At 61.8% G+C, this 18580-nt stretch carries 25 protein-coding genes and 1 riboswitch; of the genes, 22 read left to right on the forward strand and 3 right to left on the reverse strand.

Going from position 1 to position 18580, the window contains the following annotated elements; all coding sequences use genetic code 11:
• Window positions 1–22: 22 nt before the first annotated feature.
• From EB815_RS17470 to EB815_RS17505, 8 genes are all read left to right on the forward strand, one after another.
• Complete coding sequence (locus EB815_RS17470; RefSeq protein WP_065005337.1) at window positions 23–967, forward strand: HNH endonuclease signature motif containing protein; 945 nt, start codon at window positions 23–25, stop codon at window positions 965–967.
• Window positions 936–1415 (forward strand): hypothetical protein, encoded by a 480-nt coding sequence (locus EB815_RS17475; protein WP_245303358.1) that lies wholly within the window; start codon window positions 936–938, stop codon window positions 1413–1415. Before EB815_RS17470 ends, EB815_RS17475 begins: the two co-directional genes overlap by 32 nt.
• Window positions 1384–1980, forward strand: a complete 597-nt coding sequence (locus tag EB815_RS17480; RefSeq protein ID WP_245303359.1) for a hypothetical protein — start codon at window positions 1384–1386, stop codon at window positions 1978–1980. Before EB815_RS17475 ends, EB815_RS17480 begins: the two co-directional genes overlap by 32 nt.
• 83 nt (window positions 1981–2063) lie before the next feature.
• Window positions 2064–2270 carry a hypothetical protein gene (locus tag EB815_RS17485; protein WP_155772447.1) on the forward strand — a complete coding sequence of 69 codons (207 nt, stop codon included), beginning with the start codon at window positions 2064–2066 and terminating at the stop codon, window positions 2268–2270.
• A complete protein-coding gene (locus tag EB815_RS17490) occupies window positions 2267–2884 on the forward strand; it encodes a hypothetical protein (RefSeq protein WP_155772448.1) in 618 nt (205 codons plus the stop codon). The genes EB815_RS17485 and EB815_RS17490 overlap by 4 nt, the downstream gene beginning before the upstream one ends.
• Window positions 2885–3104: 220 nt before the next feature.
• A complete protein-coding gene (locus tag EB815_RS17495; RefSeq protein ID WP_065005339.1) occupies window positions 3105–4832 on the forward strand; it encodes a hypothetical protein in 1728 nt (575 codons plus the stop codon).
• Window positions 4832–5611, forward strand: coding sequence for a LamG-like jellyroll fold domain-containing protein (locus EB815_RS17500; protein WP_065005340.1), 780 nt, complete (start codon window positions 4832–4834; stop codon window positions 5609–5611). The genes EB815_RS17495 and EB815_RS17500 overlap by 1 nt, the downstream gene beginning before the upstream one ends.
• 5 nt (window positions 5612–5616) lie before the next feature.
• Window positions 5617–6135: a hypothetical protein gene (locus EB815_RS17505; protein WP_155772449.1), complete on the forward strand. Its 519-nt coding sequence runs from the start codon at window positions 5617–5619 to the stop codon at window positions 6133–6135.
• Between the two features lie 3 nt (window positions 6136–6138).
• Here the strand turns inward: EB815_RS17505 and EB815_RS17510 are convergent, their stop codons facing one another.
• A complete protein-coding gene (locus EB815_RS17510; protein ID WP_155772450.1) occupies window positions 6139–6354 on the reverse strand; it encodes a hypothetical protein in 216 nt (71 codons plus the stop codon).
• A gap of 214 nt (window positions 6355–6568) precedes the next feature.
• Here EB815_RS17510 and EB815_RS17515 point away from each other — a divergent pair, with 214 nt between their 5' ends.
• From EB815_RS17515 to EB815_RS17540, 6 genes are all read left to right on the forward strand, one after another.
• A complete protein-coding gene (locus EB815_RS17515) occupies window positions 6569–7288 on the forward strand; it encodes a glycoside hydrolase family 108 protein (protein ID WP_081294884.1) in 720 nt (239 codons plus the stop codon).
• Between the two features lie 2 nt (window positions 7289–7290).
• Complete coding sequence (locus EB815_RS17520) at window positions 7291–7491, forward strand: hypothetical protein (RefSeq protein WP_065005343.1); 201 nt, start codon at window positions 7291–7293, stop codon at window positions 7489–7491.
• Window positions 7488–7727 carry an ABC transporter permease gene (locus tag EB815_RS17525; protein WP_065005344.1) on the forward strand — a complete coding sequence of 80 codons (240 nt, stop codon included), beginning with the start codon at window positions 7488–7490 and terminating at the stop codon, window positions 7725–7727. The genes EB815_RS17520 and EB815_RS17525 overlap by 4 nt, the downstream gene beginning before the upstream one ends.
• The gene (locus EB815_RS17530; protein WP_065005345.1) at window positions 7712–7906 is read left to right on the forward strand and encodes a hypothetical protein; all 195 of its coding nucleotides are present in this window, start codon (window positions 7712–7714) and stop codon (window positions 7904–7906) included. The genes EB815_RS17525 and EB815_RS17530 overlap by 16 nt, the downstream gene beginning before the upstream one ends.
• Window positions 7907–8009: 103 nt before the next feature.
• On the forward strand, window positions 8010–8327 hold the full coding sequence (locus tag EB815_RS17535) for a hypothetical protein (RefSeq protein ID WP_065005382.1): 318 nt from the start codon (window positions 8010–8012) through the stop codon (window positions 8325–8327).
• Window positions 8328–8543: 216 nt separating this feature from the next.
• On the forward strand, window positions 8544–8942 hold the full coding sequence (locus tag EB815_RS17540; RefSeq protein WP_244494086.1) for a GNAT family N-acetyltransferase: 399 nt from the start codon (window positions 8544–8546) through the stop codon (window positions 8940–8942).
• A gap of 204 nt (window positions 8943–9146) precedes the next feature.
• Here EB815_RS17540 and EB815_RS17545 read toward each other — a convergent pair whose 3' ends face one another.
• Complete coding sequence (locus tag EB815_RS17545) at window positions 9147–9854, reverse strand: hypothetical protein (RefSeq protein WP_056571620.1); 708 nt, start codon at window positions 9852–9854, stop codon at window positions 9147–9149.
• 176 nt (window positions 9855–10030) lie between these two features.
• Between EB815_RS17545 and EB815_RS17550 the strand changes: the two genes are divergently transcribed.
• The 3 genes from EB815_RS17550 to EB815_RS17560 all read left to right on the forward strand — a co-directional run bounded on the left by EB815_RS17550 (window position 10031) and on the right by EB815_RS17560 (window position 13634).
• On the forward strand, window positions 10031–11599 hold the full coding sequence (locus EB815_RS17550; RefSeq protein ID WP_056571623.1) for a glycosyltransferase family 39 protein: 1569 nt from the start codon (window positions 10031–10033) through the stop codon (window positions 11597–11599).
• A gap of 209 nt (window positions 11600–11808) precedes the next feature.
• Complete coding sequence (msrA, locus tag EB815_RS17555; RefSeq protein ID WP_056571625.1) at window positions 11809–12327, forward strand: peptide-methionine (S)-S-oxide reductase MsrA; 519 nt, start codon at window positions 11809–11811, stop codon at window positions 12325–12327.
• A 518-nt stretch (window positions 12328–12845) separates the two neighbouring features.
• On the forward strand, window positions 12846–13634 hold the full coding sequence (locus tag EB815_RS17560; RefSeq protein WP_056571628.1) for a formyltransferase family protein: 789 nt from the start codon (window positions 12846–12848) through the stop codon (window positions 13632–13634).
• Window positions 13635–13738: 104 nt separating this feature from the next.
• On the opposite strand, the gene EB815_RS17565 is transcribed toward EB815_RS17560, so the two are convergent.
• Entirely contained in the window at window positions 13739–14047 is a 309-nt protein-coding gene (locus EB815_RS17565; protein WP_056571631.1) for a hypothetical protein, read from the reverse strand.
• 193 nt (window positions 14048–14240) lie between these two features.
• A riboswitch (TPP riboswitch) is annotated at window positions 14241–14354 on the forward strand.
• Between EB815_RS17565 and EB815_RS17570 the strand changes: the two genes are divergently transcribed.
• The 5 genes from EB815_RS17570 (at window position 14345) to EB815_RS17590 (ending at window position 18436) form a co-directional block, all read left to right on the forward strand.
• Entirely contained in the window at window positions 14345–14953 is a 609-nt protein-coding gene (locus tag EB815_RS17570) for a YkoF family thiamine/hydroxymethylpyrimidine-binding protein (RefSeq protein ID WP_056571635.1), read from the forward strand. Its footprint overlaps the riboswitch before it by 10 nt.
• A gap of 34 nt (window positions 14954–14987) precedes the next feature.
• Window positions 14988–15806, forward strand: a complete 819-nt coding sequence (locus EB815_RS17575; RefSeq protein WP_065005346.1) for an ABC transporter permease — start codon at window positions 14988–14990, stop codon at window positions 15804–15806.
• Entirely contained in the window at window positions 15803–16570 is a 768-nt protein-coding gene (locus EB815_RS17580; RefSeq protein ID WP_056571640.1) for an ABC transporter ATP-binding protein, read from the forward strand. The genes EB815_RS17575 and EB815_RS17580 overlap by 4 nt, the downstream gene beginning before the upstream one ends.
• A complete protein-coding gene (locus EB815_RS17585) occupies window positions 16563–17579 on the forward strand; it encodes an ABC transporter substrate-binding protein (protein ID WP_065005383.1) in 1017 nt (338 codons plus the stop codon). Before EB815_RS17580 ends, EB815_RS17585 begins: the two co-directional genes overlap by 8 nt.
• Before the next feature lie 230 nt (window positions 17580–17809).
• Window positions 17810–18436: a methyltransferase family protein gene (locus EB815_RS17590; RefSeq protein ID WP_244494092.1), complete on the forward strand. Its 627-nt coding sequence runs from the start codon at window positions 17810–17812 to the stop codon at window positions 18434–18436.
• The last annotated feature ends 144 nt before the right edge of the window (window positions 18437–18580 follow it).

An 18580-nucleotide genomic window follows, 5' to 3' on the forward strand; every position in this document is an offset into this window, starting at 1 on the left:
TCAGTGGCAGGTCAATGAGAGCATGCCGCAACGCGAGCGGGATGCGGTGCTGGGCGATCTGTTCGCAGGCACATCTGATCCCGGTGTTCTGGCAGCCATGGCGCTGCAACTGGGCAACGAGAACCAGTCTCGGATTGCGCGGAGCATTGCGAACAACGCAGTTCCCGTATCTGCAGAGGAACGTGTCAGCCGAAATTTAACAGCCTTCGACGCCCTGCCTGTGGGTCTAAAGGCGCTCGTAGCGCTCAATGACACAGTCCGTCTCATAGCGGACGGCGCGACATTTGGGTACGCCGACAAGTTCGCCGCCACCATGAATTCGCTGGTCTCGGGCAACAGCTACGAAGACGAACTCGCCGCTGAACGTGGTGGGACACAGGATGCGAGAGATCGAGCTGGCTCCGCCGGGACCGCTGCGGAGATGCTTGGCGCATATCTGAGTGGCAGCGGCCTTGGAAATGCGGGCATCACACTTACCGGCCGGTTTGGCACAGCTACGATGGAGGGCTTGTCGGGCATTCTCGCTCGCGCAGGCCTTATGGGCGTCGAGGGTGCGGCTTATGGCGGCGTCGAAGCGACCGGTCGTGATGAGCCGATCGGCAGCGGTATGGCTTCCGGCGCGCTATGGGGGGCCGGCAGCCAATTCTTCAAGGAAAAGTCAACGGCAATTCACGACGAGTTGCCAGGCTGGCTCGGAGGCCGCTCTAGGTCTCTTCGTAAGAAATGGGAAGTGGAATACAATCTCGATTGGCCTATAGACCCTGACACGGGCCGCAACATGCACGTTCATCACAAGCGTCCTCGATCTGAAGGCGGGACAGATGATGTGTGGAACTTGGAGCTCTCAGTCAAGCCGATCACGTTAAACATCACATGGAACGGGGCGATTACAAGAGGTGGGGCGCCTTGGGCAAGGGTGGAAGGAAACCAAAGCCGTGATAAAAGATGTCGAAGACGCCAGCCCTGATCTGAGTAAGGTTAGGCTGTTGGCACCTGGCAATCTACGAGGCAGTGTAGAATTCAAGGATGCCCGGCGTCGGGCCCGTACGTATCTGGAGTCTCATAGCTGGGTTTCAGCTATTCATGGAGAATATCTCGGATATCGCCTCGACGGCGTCATTTACATATTTCTCTTTAATTTTATGCCAGCCAAGCCGGACGTGCCATATTGGGTATGGGTAATTGTTGGTGATTTGCCTTCGGCCTATATAGACTGCGATTATGGAAAGACGCCTTATCTTGCGTTAGATGGCTATATTGGTGCTATGGAAGAATGGGTCGAAGCCGTCAGGGAGGGGAAGCCCGTCGATAATATTATCCCTGTCAATGTCCCGGCTACTCCTGAGTACGCCAAAATGCTGGGTGGACGCCTCAGATTCCTGAATGACAACGTTCTTCCGTTACTTCGAAAGTAATTTCGGACGGCATCACAAGGAAGCTGGGTATTTTCAGCGCTGGGCTAGGAGAGACGGTGTCGCCAGAAAAAGCCAGTATTGGAGAAACATCGTGAACGCAGTTACGCCAGACCTCAGTAAAGTCAGTCGTTTGCCGCTGGCTGCCGACGATCCTGAATCGGGGGATGACATTGACGCGGCTCTTCTGGAAGCCCGTCAATACCTCCAGTCTTATAACTGGGGGAAAAATATTAAATCCGAGTATCTTGGGTATGGTGCCGAAGGTATAGTATACATTTTTCTCTTCGAGATCTTACCTAGCAGACCAGATGTGCCTCAATGGATATGGGTGATCGTGGGCGATGTGCCTCCGGCCTATATGCCCGGCGATGACGTCCAGACACCGTATGAGGTGCTGGACGGTTACATCGGTGCAATGGAAGATTGGGTTGAAGCTGCGCGGCAAGGAAAATCCGTAGCGAAATTGATCCCTGTCAATGTCGATGCCAATCCCGCCAACGCCGAGACGCTGGCGAGCCGGCTCAAATTCCTGGATGAAAAGGTTCTGCCTCTGCTTCAAGAGTGATGTGTCGACACTTGGCGTATGGCGCTGCGGCAGAAAGTGCAGCGCGATGATTATGAGTTGGCCGAGTGGACCAGGTCGACACCATGTCCACCATCGCAAACAGCGACCCGAACGACACCGCGAACTTCGAGGCGGTCCGGCAGAGCGGGTCCGACCTGATCGCCAGGATAGGCAACACGCTTGCCCGGCAAGCGGCGAAAGCCGCATGGCGCACCAGCATGGCCAAGGCCTTGGTCCAGGCGATGATTTGGGGCAGCTGGAGCAGAGGTGACAGAGGGTCAAAGCCGTGACAACAAGCGTGGATGATGCCAGCCCTGATCTGAATAGCGTGAAGCCTCTGCCGCCAGGTCATCGGCGTGGCAGCGTGGAATTCCGGGATGCCCGCCGTGATGCGCGAAGATATTTGGAATCTCACAACTGGGTATCGGCTATCAAAGGTGAATATCTTGGATATCGGCTAGATGGCGTCATATGTAAGCTTGGTGAGCGCCTAGCTGCGTCGCCTTCTGGCAGGATTACGCATGATCAAACCACCAAGCGAATTTCTGAAAGATCTTCCGGAGCGCAATGGGCGTTTGCGGTTTCGCGGGTCCGGCCTGAGATCGGCGAGCTATTTTCTGACCGACCACCGGCCCAAACCGAACATGAGGCATTGGTCAGCCAACAATCCTCGGCGAAGATAAATTGGCAGTGGCGCTTGGCGACATGCGATCCAGCCGAATACGAAGCGCTGGCGGCTCAGTCTACGCAAGAGGATCTTGCGTGGGAAAAGAAAACAGGCTGCAAGGTGCATGTTTTGATCGACAAGAAGGCGTTGCGCAAGTATCTGCGAGAGTGCGACTCGCCAAATGTAGGCAGCCCCGAACTACGAGCTTGGGCGCGCAATTATCCAGAAGATGAATAATTGCTGCGAACCGTGTAGCAACTGAGACGCCAGTATCACCCATGGCGCCCGGCGAGACGCCAGGCGAGGCGTGAGCGCTTCAGGAAGACAAATCCAGGAATAGACAATAACGGCTGGCCAAGGTTGACGCGACCGTTCCGTCCACCCATTGCCAGCCCGTCAACCGACCCGACATCCTCAAGCCTCGCTTTCGCGGGGCTTTTTTCATGGAGCAAGCCTCATGGCCCGACCTGCAACTGCCGCCGTTCGCCTGTTGACCGGCGAACGCGAACCCGTGCGCCTGGCGACCACGGCCAACATAACCCTGCATGGGCTGCAGAATATCGATGGCGTGGCCACCTATGTGGGCGACCGAGTGCTGGTGAAGAACCAGACCGATGCCAGCGAGAACGGCATCTATACGGCGAGCGAGGGCCAGTGGTTCCGCGCCGCCGATGCGCGCACCGCGCGCACGATGCAGAAGGGCACGACGGTGCACGTGCAGCAGGGTGCGGCCTCCGCCGATTTCGTCTATGCCTTCGAAACGCTGAACCCGGTGATCGGCACCGATGCCATCACGCTGGCCTTCTTCCTTTCGGAAGACACGCTGGGCGATGCCACGGCGGCCGCGGCGGCCGCCGCCAACAGCGCGGCGGCGGCCCTGACCTCCAAGAACGCGGCCGCCACCAGCGCCACCAATGCCGGCACTTCGGCCACCGCCGCGTCCGGATCGGCCACGGCGGCGGCCGGCTCCGCCTCCACGGCCGCGACCTCGGCCACCAACGCCGGCACTTCGGCAAGTGCGGCATCCGGCTCCGCCTCGGGGGCGGCGACCAGCGCCACCAATGCCGGCAACTCGGCCACCGCGGCGGCCGGCTCGGCGAGCGCTGCCTCGGGCTCGGCCACGGCGGCGTCGACCTCGGCGACCAATGCCGCAACCTCCGCCACCAACGCCGCGGCATCGGCCACGGCGGCGGCGAATTCGGTGGCGGCGCTGAGCTACACCTTCTCGACGACAACCACCGATGCAGATCCTGGCAACGGCACCTTGCGGCTGAACAACGCCACCGCCGCGTCGGCGACCGCCGCGTATATCGACAATCTGGACAGCGACGGCGTTTTGCAGACAGCTTTTCTCGATACGTTCGATGACAGCACCAACACCGTTCGCGGGGTGCTGACGATACGGTCCAAGACCTCGGCTGCGGTCAAATACGCGTTCAATGTGTCCGGCTCCGTTGTCGACGGGTCGGGCTATCGAAAGGTGGCACTTGCCTACGTTAGCGGGTCGGGCTCGATGACGAATGGCATGGCCTGCTGGCTCACGTTCGATCGGACTGGCGACAAGGGTGCGGATGGTAGCGGTACCGGCGACTTCACCGGACCTGCCTCATCGACGACGAGCAATCTCGTTGGCTTCAATGACACGACAGGCAAGGCCGGCAAGGATAGTGGCCTTGCTGCGGCCAGCGTCGCCACTGGTCCGGCATCTGCCGTCTCTGGCAACTTGCCAAGCTTCAACGGAACGGGAGGCAAAACGCTGCAGGACAGCGGCGTTGCAGCGTCCAATGTCGCCAAGCTCAACACGGCCAACGCTTTTACAGCCGGCCAGGGCATCAATACCACCGCGGGCCAGGCTATAGGCGTGACCGGTGGCCCCGCAGCCGGCACCTCTGGCCTCATCATCAACGCTATCACCGGGGTCGGCAATGCGGCGTTCATGTCGTTCAACCGGAACGGAGCTTACGCGGCCCACCTCGGGATCGACACCGACAACAAATGGAAGGTCGGCGGTTGGTCGATGGGCGCCAACGCCTATGAGATTGTCCACATGGGTAATTACACGACCCTCTTGGACGCTCGATATGCACTGGCAGCGAATATCGGGTCGATGGCCGCTCGAGCCGTGACAATATCCACTGCGTCGCCCTCGGGCGGGGCAGATGGCGATTTCTGGGCGAAAATCTGATGACCCTTTATGCCAGAGATGCCGGCGTTTGGAAGCCGAGCTATGAGCCGAGTGTCAGGAACTCCGCCGTCTGGAGGCCTCTGAGGGAGCTTTACGCCAGAGATGCCGGCGTTTGGAAGCCCATACTGGTTGATCCAAATTACTCCAGTGTCGTTCTCTTGCTGCACGGGGACGGCACGAATGGGTCCAAAACCATCATCGACAACTCGCCCACTCCGAAGACGGTGACCGCTCTCGGCGACGCCCAGATCAGCACAGCGGAATCGGTGTTCGCTGGGGGTTCATCCATCAGCCTCGATGGAAGCGGCGATTATATCACGGTCCCCCCAAGCACAGATTTTGCCTTGGGCTCCGGCGACTTCACGCTGGAGTTTTTCATCCGCTTCAATGTGCTTCAGGCCGTTAACTCAAATATGGTCCATACGAATATCAATAGCGGCATTGCGATCTATCAGACGCCAACTGCGGGAAGCTGGCAGATTGCAAAAGCGGGCGTGGCATCGGAACTGGCCTTCTCCTGGAGTCCGGTCATTTCCACCTGGTATCACTTTGCGGTTTCCAGAACGTCGGGAACCATGAAGGTCTTCGTTGACGGTGTTCAGATTGCTACCGGCGCGTCGGCCACGAGCTTTCTTCAGAATGGCTTCTGGTTCGGCAGGGACTACCTTGGCTCGCTGAGCTACTCGAATTGCTGGGCGGAAGAAATCCGCATCACCAAGGGTGTTGGACGCTATACCGCAGCCTTCACTCCCCCGACTATCCCCTTCAAAGATAGGTGAGCATCATGCAAACATTTCTCCACACGGACAGCCACGGCTCATTTTCTGAGGTCGGGCATCCTGGCTGGATGTCGGGGGATGATGGGCCTGAGCGTCTTCTCACGGCCGACGAACTGGTCGATATCGGTTTCGGTCTGCTCGTTGTTGACGCGCCGCCAGTCTACAATCCGGCAACCCAAAGGCTGTCGCTAAATCCAGTATCGGACTGGCCGAAGGATGCCCGCTCGACGACGAAAACGTATACCGTCACCGATCTAACTGCAGAGGAAATCCGGGCCGCTCTTCCCCCGCTGAGCCCGCGTCAACTCTGTATGATGCTGCCGGTGGTCGGCCTCTCTGAAGCTGACATCGAAGGGCTGATCGACGCCATCCCGGATGCGACCGATAGGGCTCGCTCATCCGTCGAGTGGCGCAAGGCCACAAGCTTTAGCAGGAATCATCCGTTGGTTGTCTCTCTCTCGGCAGAACTCAACTTTGAGCCGGCCGAGTTGGACACCATTTGGCTCTACGCTTCCGGGATCTGACCCTCAGTCTTCGGGCCAGCCATTCAACTCATCCTCGCGAATGCGATAGGAGTTTTCGGCCAGAAGTCTCCTCTGCTCGGGGGTGAACGTCTGCCAGGCGTCCATGAGGTCGCCCCCGATGTAACGCCGCCAATCGATAGCATCTGGCGGCAATTCGACGTCCCAGTCCGGGTTCAAGTACTCGCTGGGCATTAAAACGATTGCAGTTTGGTCGGACATTTTTCGATCTCCCGCATCAATCATAGACCATCACCATTCAAAAGGAACTGTCATGGCTCTTTCCCGTGAGAAGGAATCGCTTGCCCGCGTGCTTGCACGTGAAGGCGGTTATTCGAACCATCCAAACGACCTGACGGCCCCACGATGACGGGCTTCAAATCCACTGTAGCTCCGCATCGATAACTCGAGCCACTATCACCCGAAAGGAACCCCCATGGACCGCAACTTTGCGCGGGCGCTTGCGCTCGTCCTGAAATCCGAGGGCGGCTGGTCGGACAATCCGGCCGACCCTGGCGGCGCCACCATGAAGGGCGTGACGCTGGCGAATTTTCGCCGTTATGTGAAGGCCGATGCCAGCAAGGCCGATCTGAAGAAGATCGGCGACGACCAGGTCGCGACCGTCTATCGGCGGTTCTACTGGGACGCCGTGCTCGGCGCTGAGCTGCCTGACGGTGTCGACTACGCCGTGTTCGATTTCGCTGTGAACAGCGGGCCGGGCAGGGCGGCAAAATACCTGCAGGCAGCCGTGGGCGTCTCCCAGGACGGGCGCATCGGTCCGGCCACGCTGGCGGCAGCCAGGGCAAGACCCGCCGGCATCGTCATCGACCAGCTTTGTGATGCCCGTCTGGCGTTTCTCAAGCGATTGCCGACATGGGGGACATTCGGGCGGGGCTGGTCCGATCGGGTCAAGTCCGTGCGGACCCAAGCCTTGCTGATGTCGGCCCCCGCGACAGTGCCCGCGCAGCCCGCAACGCCAGCGTTGGTCCCTGGGCCGGTCCCGCAGCCACCCGATGTTGAAACGTCGGCCGCCGAGGCTGCGTCGGGTTCAGGGATTCCGGTTGCCGCCAAGGCTGGAGGGGTCATCGCCGCCTGCCTGCTGCTTGCCTATGCCGCCTGGCACCACATTGCCGTTGCCCTGCAAGGGATATTCTGATCATGGCCACTGTCATCCAACCTACCATCCGCCCGACCAACAAGCTGACGGCCGCGACCATCGCCGCCGCGGTCCTGTCGGTCTGCGGTGTCTTCGTGCGCAACCTCTGGCCGTCCTGGTATGACGCCGAGACATGGGCGACGCTTCTGCCGATCGCCGTCTTTGCCGTCGGCTATCTGGTCAAGGATGAGGCGAACCAATGAGCGCGCTGCTGTCCTTCCTGCTCGGCAATCCGACCCTTCTCGGCATGGGTGCGGCCATCTTCGCGGCGCTCGGCTGGGGCGTCCGCCAGCGGCTTGCCGGCGAACGCGGCGAACGTGCCAGGCAAGCCGCCGCCGAAGCCGCTGCGCACGACATCGCGGACCAGGTCCAGAACGATATCGGCGCGCTGCCAGCCGCCACCGCGCGAAAGGAGCTCAAATCATGGGCAAGGGATTGATGCTGCTGTCGGTGCTGGCCGCGATGGCAGGCTGCACAACCGTCAAGGGCGGGTTCTGCGCGGTGTCGAACCCGCTGCGCCTGTCGGCGGCCACGGTCGAGACATTGCCGGACGCCGAGGTCAAGGCGTTGTTGGCACACAATCGCAAGGGCGAAAAACTGTGCGGATGGCAGCCATGACTCTCGTGGCATTTACCCCGGATGCAGCCATGATGCTCGGCCGGCTGGTCATTTTCGGCGCCGGATCGGTCCTTGGTCTCCTGATCGCAAGGGCGATGAGATGATGCATGATTTTTTCGATCTGCTCGGCATCAAGGGACCGGTCGTTGTCGCCGGCCTGGCCGGCGGCGTCCTGCGCGCCTTGTCGCGGCACCGCTACAAGCTGCGCGAGATGGTGGCGTCACCCATTTGCGGCGCGCTCGCCGCCGCCTATCTGACGCTGCCCCTGGTCCAATATTCCCGCGCCACGGGCCTGCCGCTGGCAAATGACGACACGACAACGCTGGCGGCCGCCTTTCTCATTGGCGTCTGCGCCATGTGGATTTCGGATATTTTGTTCGAGGTGATCGTGCGCAAGTTCAGTCCGGCCCCGGAGGAATAGCCGCAGGCTTTGCGTGCCGAAATCTCCACCTGACAGCTCGCGCAAGGGCGGGATTTTTGCATTTGTGGCTTCTGACCGGCCGCTGCTATATCCAGAGCAGGGCCGCCGAACTCGCGGTGGCGTTGATCCCTTCCGGACCTGCGAATGCTTATTGAACGATACGACGGAAACCGTGAGGCTTTACGGCCTCTGTTTGCCCTGGCAGACGATTCCCCCATGCAGATTTCCAGTTACATCGATCGGGGCGAGGTGCTTGTCGCGCGCGATGGCGGTCGGATCGTCGGCCATGCGCAGGTCATCGAGACAGGTGAGGGCGGTGTGTTCGAACTCAAGAGCCTCGCGGTCCGCCCGGCAAGGCAGAGCGAGGGGTTGGGGCGTGCCCTGGTCGCGGCGGCAATCACCCGTTGCCGCGAGCGCAACGGCAGGCGCCTGATCGTCTCGACCGCAACGGCCGATATCGGCAATTTGCGTTTCTACCAGCGACAGGGATTTCGCATGTGCCGTATCGTGCAGGACGCCTTCGGGCCATCGACCGGTTACCCCGAAGGCTCGGCTGTGAACGGCATTCCGCTGCGCGACCAGGTGGTCTTCGAACGCGACCTCGGCGCGGATTGAGGGTGGTGGATCCTCCACCTCGCGCTCCGGCTTCACGACAGTCGCGGACAATCCAACTGCCCGCTCCGGTTCGCCGGAGCGGGCTTTTTTGCGTTTTGGGCTAAAGCGCGCCGCGGCGAAGTGGATTCATGCGGCGCGCTTCAGGGCTTTGTTTTTTACGCATGTCGTCTTCCCGAAGCCGAGGTCACTTTTGGACGACATGGATCAGGCCAGGATGTTGACGGCGCGGGCCGCGACCAGTGCGATCGTCAGCAGGGAGATCATCGCCTCGGCCATCATCAAAAGCTTGGCGCGCTGGGAGAGCGGCAAGGTGTCGGTCGGCGAAAACGCTGTCGCATTGGTGAAGGCGAGGAAGACATAGTCGACGAAGCCCGGCAGCCAGTCGCGGATCTCGCGGTCGTTCAAGGTCATTTGCGGGAACAGGAAATCGGAATGGGCGCGGTTGACGAGGCCGCAGGTCGGCGGCCCGCCGCGATCGGTGCTCCAGAACCACAAGGCAAAAATGATGACATTGGTGACCCAGATGTTGAGCGCGTCGATCAGCAGCGTCTGGCCGCTGGAGCCGGCATGGCCCGCCAGCAGCGCGCGCACCAGGAACACCAGCGAGCCGCAGTTCATGATGCTGACGACCCCGGTCATCACCAGGGCCGTCCTGCGGATCATGACGCGGAACCGGCCGACCAGATACCAGTGCTCCTCCTCGACCGCCTTCTGGGTGGCGACCTGTGTCCAGGCCGTGGCGACCGACAGCGGCACGAGCAGCGCCGCCTCGAGGGCCGGCGCCAGCCAGCGGGGACCGAACGAGAGATCGTTGATGACCAGAAGCTGCAGGCAGATGATGACGAGGACAGCCGCGCGCGCCAGCCAGAAATCGAACGCGCGGTGGTGGATGACGGCATGCTGGTGACGCATTGAGTATCCGGGAGGTTCAGACAGGATCAGATATGCGGATTGTTCTGTCGGGGAGGGCAATGGAGCGCTGAAATTCCCGCTCAATCTTGGTCCTGCAATGGCCTGCAAGTATACTTTTTCGTAAGCTTCGACGTTGGGGCTGTTCGGCGAACCGGTCGGTGTGATTTAAGCGCCGCATGACGGGAATTGACGACTCCATAGATGGTTGGCTGCCGGGCGGGTTGCCTGTCGCGGGCATCGACCGTTCGTCGGTCTGGTCCGGCCTGCTTCGTCATCCCTGGTATTTGCTGGCGCTCTTGTGCCTGGTGCAGATCGTGTGCTGGACGATGGTGCCGGCGCTGATCGACCCCGCGCCGCCTGGCGATGTCGTGGAAGGGTTCATGTGGGGCCGCGAATGGGTGCTGTTGACCTACAAGCATCCGCAGCTTCCCGGCTGGCTGCTTGAAACGAGCCATCTTCTGACCGGATCGTTCCGCTGGCCGCAATATCTGCTCGCCCAGTTGACGATCTCGTCGACCTTCGTCCTGGTCTATCTGCTGGCCCGCGACATGCTCGGGCAAAGCCGCGCGCTGGCCGCGGTGCTCTTGATGCCGTCGGTCTATTTCTTCGGCTGGCCGACCCCGCAATTCAATCATGACTATGCGCAGATGCCGTTCTGGGCGGCCATATGCTGGCTGCTTTGGCGTGCCGGCCGCGGTGGTGGACCTGGCTGGTGGCTGGCGCTCGGACTGGTGTCGGGCGTCGGGCTCTATGCCAAGTTCTCCACCGGCCTGCTGCTTTCCTTCGGCGCTCTCTGGCTGTTGTCCGACGCGCGCGCGCGCGGCCGGCTTGCAACGCCTTGGCCATGGCTCGGCCTTGCGGTTTTTCTCGCCGTCGCCGCGCCGTTGGCCATCGAACTCTACCGCATCGATTTCCTGCCGCTGACCTATTTCGCCGACCGCGACGCCTGGGTGACGGAACACCGTGCTCGCCTGTATTACATCGGTGTCCAGATGGCCGGGCTCTCCGGCTTTCTCCTGGTCCTGTCGATATCGGGGCTGCTGCGGCGTTCGCCTGCCCCAGAAGCGCCCGTCGAACGCGGCATTCTGGTCTATCTCGTATGGATGGGGCTCGGCCCGGCGGTCCTGATCATGTTGGCCTCGTTGTTCACCGGCACCGGTGAATCCTGGGGCGCGCCGATGTACAATCTTGTCGGCGTCGTGGCGCTCGCCTTCCTCGGCCACCGGCTTGGTGCCTTCGAGATGCGAAGGCTGGCGATCTGCGCATTCACCTGCATCGTCACCATGTCGGCCGCCTATGCGGCGATCCGCTGGACGGATTGCAATGTGCGGGGGCGCATGGACGCCGTCTGCTGGCCGGCGCAACCGATCTCGGACGAGGCCGAGGCGGTCTGGCACGCAGCGGTGCCCGGCCGGCTCGACATTGTCGGCGGCGATACCAATCTGGCCATGCTGGCGGGCCTCAACGCCTATGACAAGCCTTCGATCTTCACCGACCTCAATACGCGGTTCGCGCCCTGGATCACAACACAGCGGCTGCGCGACCACGGCATGCTGATGATTTGGTCGGGGCGTGATGTGCCGCCGCAACTGCGGGCATGGCTGGACGACATCCCGGTCAAGACCGTTCTTTTCAACTGGTCGCGCGGGGCGCCGCCAGTGACGATCAATTTTGCCGCCATTCCGCCCGGCACGCGGTATTTGCCGCTTGCCGCCGACAGCCGGACCCGGCATCCGCGCAACTGAAGCCTGTCGAGCGGTCGATTCCGTTCCGCATCGTGATATTTTCGTTCGTGCATGGGTCGCACGCACCCTGTAGGCGCCGCGTTCACTTCCAGTCGACTGGACGAAGCCGCCGACAATGCCCATTTGTGGGAAATCCAATTTGTTGTTGTGCAATTCAGGCTGGAAACAGCTAGCGTTTCCCCTGAATTGCTTTCTTGAGGAGACGTGACATGGCGACTTCGACCGAACGCGCGGTGCTTGCCGGCGGCTGTTTCTGGGGCATGCAGGATCTGATACGGCGCTACCCCGGCGTCATCTCCACTCGTGTCGGCTATAGCGGCGGCGACGTACCCAATGCCACTTATCGCAACCACGGCACCCATGCCGAAGCCATCGAGATCAATTTCGATCCGGCCGTGATCAGCTATCGCACATTGTTGGAGCGCTTTTTCCAGATCCATGATCCGACGACGCGCAACCGCCAAGGCAACGATGTCGGGATGAGCTACCGCTCCGCGATCTACTATACGAGCGACGAACAAAAGCGCGTCGCCGAAGACACCATTGAAGACGTCGATGCCTCCGGCCTGTGGCCGGGCAAGGTCGTTACTGAAGTCGCACCGGCAGGTGCTTTCTGGGAGGCCGAGCCCGAGCATCAGGATTATCTGGAGAAATATCCCAACGGCTATACCTGCCATTTCGTCAGGCCAGGCTGGAAGCTGCCGGTTCGTGAGAAAGCCGTCTCATAAGTTTACGGATAGGCTTTCGCACGGCATGGGACTATAATCGCCTCACCGATTGCCGCTCGGCCAGCCATCGCATGACGGTTGACGGGCGGTGGCATTGCCGAAATTGCGCGGATGATCCGACGGGGGAAGCATGAAGAAGATTTATCAGAAGCCAGTCCTGACGAAAGGGGGCCGCCTTTCGGACGTCACCGCCTTGATACCGTCTTCGCAAATCAAGACCTGATCGACGGCCTTCATTGGCAAGCGGTCGGCCCGCCCGAAAAGGCCTGGCTCGATCGTCGTTTGAATGAGGTGATCGGCTTGACGGGCGCTTTGAGAGGGTGCTGCTTTTGAGCCCGCAGACCGGGCAAGACCGGCTTTCGGCCGTGTTCATACTCGACGTCAACCACTTTACCGGGCCGCTGCTGGCAGGGTGGCTTGAAGCAGGCCATAGCATCGGGGCGATCGTTGTGCCTGGGTTGTGTCGGCGCCCAAAGCACTTCAGCACCGGCAATCTACGCCGAAGACTGAAACGCAGATTGTTGCTCAGGCGCTATGTCGGCGACACGCCGGCAAGGCTGATCGAATTTGGGCGGCCTTATGATTGGGACACGCTCGGCAATCAATTGTCGCAGGTCAACGCCGCTGTGTTGATCTGCTATGCTTTCCCCACATTGGTCCCACCGCAATTGCTGAGCATTTTTCCCAAGGGCGGGCTCAATCTTCACCCAGCGCTGCTGCCCAACTATCGGGGGCCGCATCCTCTCCACCGCCTGGCGGTGGACGGCCAGCATGCCGTTCATGGCGGTGTGACGCTGCACAAGATGTCCGCCGCCTTCGACGACGGCGACATCCTCGGGCAGGTGTCGTTTTCGGAGACAGACTGGGCGTCGCGGCGGGCCCTGATCGACGGCCTGGCAAGCGCAATGCACACGCTGGTGAGCGAGGTGGCGCCCGCCTACTGCAAAGGCAACCTTTCGGGGACACGACAGCCGGCGGGGGATTTCATCTGGGCGCGGCTTGAACCGGCCCACACGATGATCTCGCCGGCCATGTCGATCGAGCATGTCGCGCGGTTATGGCATGTGCTGGGCAATATTCCAGGGATTTATCTGGATGTCGCCGGCCGCAAGGTCAGACTGGCGTTCCAGATCGGACGACTTGGCCCGCCGACCGGACAAGCGCCGGTCGCACGATGGGGCACCGCCGAGTTCGATCTCGCCGATGGCAGGGTCCGCTATCTAACCCATGGCCGCCTGCTCAAACGGCTCTTGAAATTGCGCGCCGCTTTTGCGCGCCCTCAAGTCAGAAGCCGTGTCCTGAAATAGCGTTTCAGCGAGAAAAGCGGCTTGCCGGAGCCCGGTCATTGAGACCGGTTACACAGGGAGATCGCGGCGCTCGCGCTCCGCGATCTCCCTGGTTGCGATCGAAATTACTTGCCGCAGTTGTTGTCGTTCACCGTCGGTGCGGTTGCGTTGCCGTTGGCATCGCTCTGCGCACCTTGGGGATTGGTCGGGCAGTTCTTGTCCGCATTGGAATTCATGTCGCCCGGGGCGGTGGTGGTGCTGTTGGTCGCCGCCGGATCGACCGTGTTGGGTGACGCCGGCGTGCTGGGGTCCACGGTGATCGACTGGCCGCTGCCGCTCGACCCGTCCGTGCCATTTGCGCTATTGCTTTGCGCCATCGCGGATGTTGCAAGGGCAACGGTGAACGCCGAAGCTGCGAGGATTTTCATGAACATGGTTCTGTCTCCATTTCTGTGAACTCGTCGCGTTGCGACTGGTGGGTCAACCTCGCGGCGTGGCGAAGGTTCCCGATAAATTCGCGCGGGGAGGACCTCCGGCGCCCATCCTGTGATCAGATCTGGTGCAATGCTTTTGGCCCGGTGCGCCGAAAAAACGGCTTCCCCTTCGGTTCGAATGGTGCTTTAAGGCGTCCATCCACAGGGGTGCTCCGTACGGTCGGGGCTGAGACGGGGGCGGCAAGCCCACAGACCCTAGAAGCTGATCTGGGTAATACCAGCGGAGCGAGGCGGGCGATGTTTTCAGGCGCACAGATTTCCCTATATCCCATGGCCGACGATTTCGTCGGCGTCATCCTCGGTGCGCTCGGCGCGCTCGATCCCTACCGGGACAGGCTCAGGATCGAGACCGACGACATCTCGACCTTGCTGGTCGGGCCGCCCGAAGTGTTGTTCCCGGCGCTGCGCGATCTGTTCGTGGCGGCGGCGCGGAGCGGCAAGCATTGCGTGCTGTCGGCGGCCATTTCGCGCGGCTGCCCGGGCGAGCCGGATGATCCGATCTGCCGCTCAGACGCGTTTGGCGGACCTGTCGGGCCGCTTGGCCCACGCAAGGAAGCCGCCATCACCGCGGTGCGCAATGCTGCTGCCACCGGCCAGCCGGCGGCGGCGCAATTCTCACTCTATGTGATGGGCACAGGCGACCACATGGACGAGATCTATGGCTGCATCGATTTCCTGAAGCAGTCCGGCGTCTACGATCGCTCCAAGAACTTCTGCACCAAACTGCGCGGCGACACTGGCGCGATCTTTTCGGCGCTGAACGAGGCCTTCTGCCGCTTCGGGCCGGGGGCCGGCCACGTAACCCTCGACGTCACGGTTTCGGCCAACAGCCCGTCGGCTGTCTAGGCCGGCCGCGCTTCCGCGCGACCCGTCAAAGGTTATGCTCGTGGTCTCATCATCAGTGCCGCGCCCGATCGCGGCTTCCCTTGCCAAGGCTATACCCGCCGTCATCTCGGTCGGGTTGCTGCTCGTTGCGTGGGAGCTCTACGCCACCTATTCCGGCATCAAGCCGACGATCCTGCCCGCGCCGTCACGCGTCTTCGAACAGGCGCTGCTCAATCGCGAGGCGCTGGTCGACAACGCTATCCCCACCATCCGCGCCACGCTGATCGGCTTTGCCTGCTCGCTCAGTACCGCCTTTCTGCTGTCCATGCTGGTCGATTTCTTCCAGCCGCTGCGGCGCGCGCTGTTTCCTGTCTTCATCATCAGCCAGACCTTGCCGCTGGTGGCGATCGCGCCGCTGGTGGTGCTGTGGTTCGGCTTCGGGCTGACCCCGAAGATCATGCTGGTCGCGCTGGTCACCTTCTTTCCCATGCTGGTGGCTCTGGTGCAGGGCTACGAGGCGACCGAGGCAGAGATCGGCCAGATGCTGCGCGCCATGGGGGCAGGGCGCTGGCGCGTCTTCGTGCTGGCGCGGCTGCCTTCGGCGCTGCCCTATTTCTTCGCGGGCCTGCGGATCTCCATCACCTATGCGGTGGTCGGCGCCATCTTCGCCGAATATGCGGGTGCGGCGAAAGGGCTGGGCATCTACATGCTCAACGCCAAGAACAATTTCCGCCCCGACCTGGTGCTGGCCGCCGTCGGTGTCAGCGCCGCGCTGACGCTTGTCCTGTTCGGGCTGACGGCGCTCCTGCAGCGCCTTGCCATGCCGTGGGAACGGGCCGGCCGGCAGCCGGCGGGGAAGGGGGCGCGGAGATGAGCCGGCTCGAATTGCGGCATGTGCGCAAGGCATTCGACGAGCTCGACGTGCTCGCCGATATTTCGCTCAGCGTTGGCGCCGGCGAATTCGTCTCCATCCTTGGGCCTTCGGGTGCCGGCAAGTCGACGCTGTTCCAACTCCTGACAGGTGCCGAGCATGGCGGGGGCGAGATGTTGTTCGATGGCGCGCCGCTCGACGACCATGGCAGGCATTTTGCTTTCATGCCGCAGCGCGACGCGCTGATGCCGTGGCGGCGTATCATCGACAACACGACGCTCGGCCTGGAAGTGCAAGGCACCAGGCGCAAGGTGGCGCGGGCTCGCGTCGCGCCGCTGTTTGCCGAGTTCGGGCTTGCCGGCTTCGAGCGGCATTTTCCGGCACAGCTTTCGGGCGGCATGCGCCAGCGCGCGGCGCTTTTGCGCACGGTGGTGCAGGAGCGCGACATGCTTCTGCTCGACGAGCCGTTCGGCGCGCTCGACGCGCTGACCCGCGCGGCCATGCAGCGCTGGCTCGAGCAGATGTGGCGTCACCATCGCTGGACGGCGTTGCTGATCACGCACGATGTGCGCGAGGCCGTGTTCCTGTCCGACCGCATCTATGTGCTGTCGGCGCGCCCGGCCCGTGTGCTGCGTGAAATCAGGGTGCCGCTGCCGCGCCCGCGCGATCCGACCGGCGCCGCCGCGCGACAGGCCGGCGCACTCGAGGCCGAGATCCTCGACATCTTGCTCAACCCTCAACCATCCAAAGGACATGACCATGACTGACTTGACGCGCCGGCAGGCTTTGCTGCTCACCCTTGCCAGCGGTCTTCCGCTGGTTGGGGGATCGAGCCGCTCGCTTGCGGCAACGCAAAAAGTATCTGTCGCGCTGGACTGGACCGTCAACACCAACCACATCGGGCTGTTCGTCGCCCGCGACAAGGGATTTTACCGCGAGGCCGGCCTCGCGGCCGACATCCTGCCCTACAGCGACACCGGCGCCGGCACGCTGGTCGCCAACCGCGTTGCCGATTTCGGCATCAACGGCACCATCAGCCTTTTCACCCAGAGGACCGCCGGTGCCGACTTGAAGGCGGTCTATGCGGTGGTGCAGGCCGAAACCGGCCGCGTGGTCTTCAATGCGGCGCGCAGCGAGATCAAAAGCCCGAGGGACCTAGACGGCCTGACCTATGGCGGTTTCGGCAGCGCCTGGGAAAATGCGCTGATCTCGACCATCATCCGCCACGACGGTGGCAAGGGCAAGTTCGAGACGGTGACGCTCGGCACCTCCGCCTATGAGGCGCTGGCCAATGGCTCGGTCGACTTCACGCTGGAGGTCGCGACCTGGGAGGGCGTCGAGGCCGAACTCAAAGGCGTCAAGCAGCGCAGCTTCGTCTATGCCGATTATGGCGTGCCCGACGAGCACACGACGCTGATCTCGTCGAGCGAAGCATATCTCCAAGCAAACCCGGCACTGGCATCGGCCTTCGTCCAGGCAACGCGGCGCGGCTATCAGTTCGCCGTCGATCATCCGGAAGAAGCCGCCGCGCTGCTGATCGCCGCCAACAAGGATGCCCTGACCAATCCGTCGTTGATCGAGGCGTCGCTGAAAGTGCTGATCAACGGACACTATCTGCGCGCGGAAAACGGTGCCATCGGCACGATGGACCCGGTGAAGATGGGCGCGATCGGCGGCTATCTCTTCACCGCGGGCATTTTGCGAGACGTCGATGGCAAGGTTCTGACGCAACGTCCGGATTTCGCCAGGTATTTCGCAAATTCATATCTGGGTTGAGGCTGGATGCGCGTCAGCCGGTGCACTCGGTGCGCTATTGGTTGGCGTCGGGGCGCGTCTTTCTCCAGCCTTCTGGTCGATCCCGACAATCCCGATCCGATCTTGCCGGTTAACCGCCCGGCAATGGTTGCATGCAATGGTCCCTTCGAGGGATCATCGGGGTGCTTGGCTTGCTCACGTCAAAAAGTGAAACGCTTTCAAGCGCAGGCCGGAACGGGATCTTGTCCGACGTGCGCAAGCGCGAGATCCTTGCCGACCTGCGCGAAGGCTTCTTTCGTGCCTGCGCCCTGGCCTGCGCGGGGCTGTTCGTCTATCGCGGCCTCTACCAGGTCGTGGAGGATCCGACTCGGCTCAACGCCGCCTTGGTGGCGATTTCCGAGATACTCACCTTCACCTGGCTGCTCGTGTCGCGGCGTCCGGTGACGCGCGACTGGAATCCACTTACGGTCATCGTCTCGGTGAGCGCCAGTTTCGGGGTTGCATTGATCAGCCTTGAACCAGGCACGGCGCTCATTCCAGTCTATATCGCCGCGCCGCTGCAGTTCGCGGCGCTGTTATTCGTCATCTGGGGCAAGATATCGCTGGGCCGTTCCTTTGCCATCCTGCCCGGCAACCGTGGCGTGATGACGGGCGGCGCCTACCGTATCGTGCGGCACCCGATCTATGCCGGCTACCTTGCCGGCCACGTGCTCTACTTGCTGTCGGCCTTCTCCTTCCACAACCTCGCGGTCTATGCGGTCATCACCTATTTGCAACTGTATCGCATCCTGCGCGAGGAGGCCCTGCTGGCGGCCGAGCCGGAATATCGCGCCTACATGGAACGGGTGCACTACAGGCTGTTCTACCGGATATTCTGAGAGCAGGACTGTCGCTGAAGAGAGCCGATCCTGCCAGGACTGGGGATGGCTGGCAGCGCTTGCCCGGAGCGGTTCCTTGTTTCTGTCCTGATCGCTGAGTGATGTCCGATCTTCCGGTTTGACACGGAGCGACGCTTCCATGAA

Origin of the sequence: Mesorhizobium loti (genome assembly GCF_013170705.1) — a bacterium.
Classification (GTDB): Bacteria; Pseudomonadota; Alphaproteobacteria; order Rhizobiales; family Rhizobiaceae; genus Mesorhizobium; species Mesorhizobium loti_D.

What these genes read in the sequence shown, in the direction of transcription:
- EB815_RS17535 (WP_065005382.1), top strand. Translation starts at nt 8,010, where the DNA reads ATGCATGATTTTTTCGATCTGCTCGGCATCAAGGGACCGGTCGTTGTC.
- EB815_RS17505 (WP_155772449.1), top strand. Translation starts at nt 5,617, where the DNA reads ATGCAAACATTTCTCCACACGGACAGCCACGGCTCATTTTCTGAGGTC.
- EB815_RS17520 (WP_065005343.1), top strand. Translation starts at nt 7,291, where the DNA reads ATGGCCACTGTCATCCAACCTACCATCCGCCCGACCAACAAGCTGACG.
- EB815_RS17570 (WP_056571635.1), top strand. Translation starts at nt 14,345, where the DNA reads ATGTTTTCAGGCGCACAGATTTCCCTATATCCCATGGCCGACGATTTC.
- EB815_RS17525 (WP_065005344.1), top strand. Translation starts at nt 7,488, where the DNA reads ATGAGCGCGCTGCTGTCCTTCCTGCTCGGCAATCCGACCCTTCTCGGC.
- EB815_RS17550 (WP_056571623.1), top strand. Translation starts at nt 10,031, where the DNA reads ATGACGGGAATTGACGACTCCATAGATGGTTGGCTGCCGGGCGGGTTG.
- EB815_RS17515 (WP_081294884.1), top strand. Translation starts at nt 6,569, where the DNA reads ATGGACCGCAACTTTGCGCGGGCGCTTGCGCTCGTCCTGAAATCCGAG.
- EB815_RS17545 (WP_056571620.1), bottom strand. Translation starts at nt 9,854, where the DNA reads ATGCGTCACCAGCATGCCGTCATCCACCACCGCGCGTTCGATTTCTGG.
- msrA (WP_056571625.1), top strand. Translation starts at nt 11,809, where the DNA reads ATGGCGACTTCGACCGAACGCGCGGTGCTTGCCGGCGGCTGTTTCTGG.
- EB815_RS17575 (WP_065005346.1), top strand. Translation starts at nt 14,988, where the DNA reads ATGCTCGTGGTCTCATCATCAGTGCCGCGCCCGATCGCGGCTTCCCTT.
- EB815_RS17580 (WP_056571640.1), top strand. Translation starts at nt 15,803, where the DNA reads ATGAGCCGGCTCGAATTGCGGCATGTGCGCAAGGCATTCGACGAGCTC.
- EB815_RS17480 (WP_245303359.1), top strand. Translation starts at nt 1,384, where the DNA reads ATGACAACGTTCTTCCGTTACTTCGAAAGTAATTTCGGACGGCATCAC.
- EB815_RS17585 (WP_065005383.1), top strand. Translation starts at nt 16,563, where the DNA reads ATGACTGACTTGACGCGCCGGCAGGCTTTGCTGCTCACCCTTGCCAGC.
- EB815_RS17485 (WP_155772447.1), top strand. Translation starts at nt 2,064, where the DNA reads ATGTCCACCATCGCAAACAGCGACCCGAACGACACCGCGAACTTCGAG.
- EB815_RS17510 (WP_155772450.1), bottom strand. Translation starts at nt 6,354, where the DNA reads ATGTCCGACCAAACTGCAATCGTTTTAATGCCCAGCGAGTACTTGAAC.
- EB815_RS17565 (WP_056571631.1), bottom strand. Translation starts at nt 14,047, where the DNA reads ATGTTCATGAAAATCCTCGCAGCTTCGGCGTTCACCGTTGCCCTTGCA.
- EB815_RS17530 (WP_065005345.1), top strand. Translation starts at nt 7,712, where the DNA reads ATGGGCAAGGGATTGATGCTGCTGTCGGTGCTGGCCGCGATGGCAGGC.
- EB815_RS17540 (WP_244494086.1), top strand. Translation starts at nt 8,544, where the DNA reads ATGCAGATTTCCAGTTACATCGATCGGGGCGAGGTGCTTGTCGCGCGC.
- EB815_RS17470 (WP_065005337.1), top strand. Translation starts at nt 23, where the DNA reads ATGCCGCAACGCGAGCGGGATGCGGTGCTGGGCGATCTGTTCGCAGGC.
- EB815_RS17500 (WP_065005340.1), top strand. Translation starts at nt 4,832, where the DNA reads ATGACCCTTTATGCCAGAGATGCCGGCGTTTGGAAGCCGAGCTATGAG.
- EB815_RS17495 (WP_065005339.1), top strand. Translation starts at nt 3,105, where the DNA reads ATGGCCCGACCTGCAACTGCCGCCGTTCGCCTGTTGACCGGCGAACGC.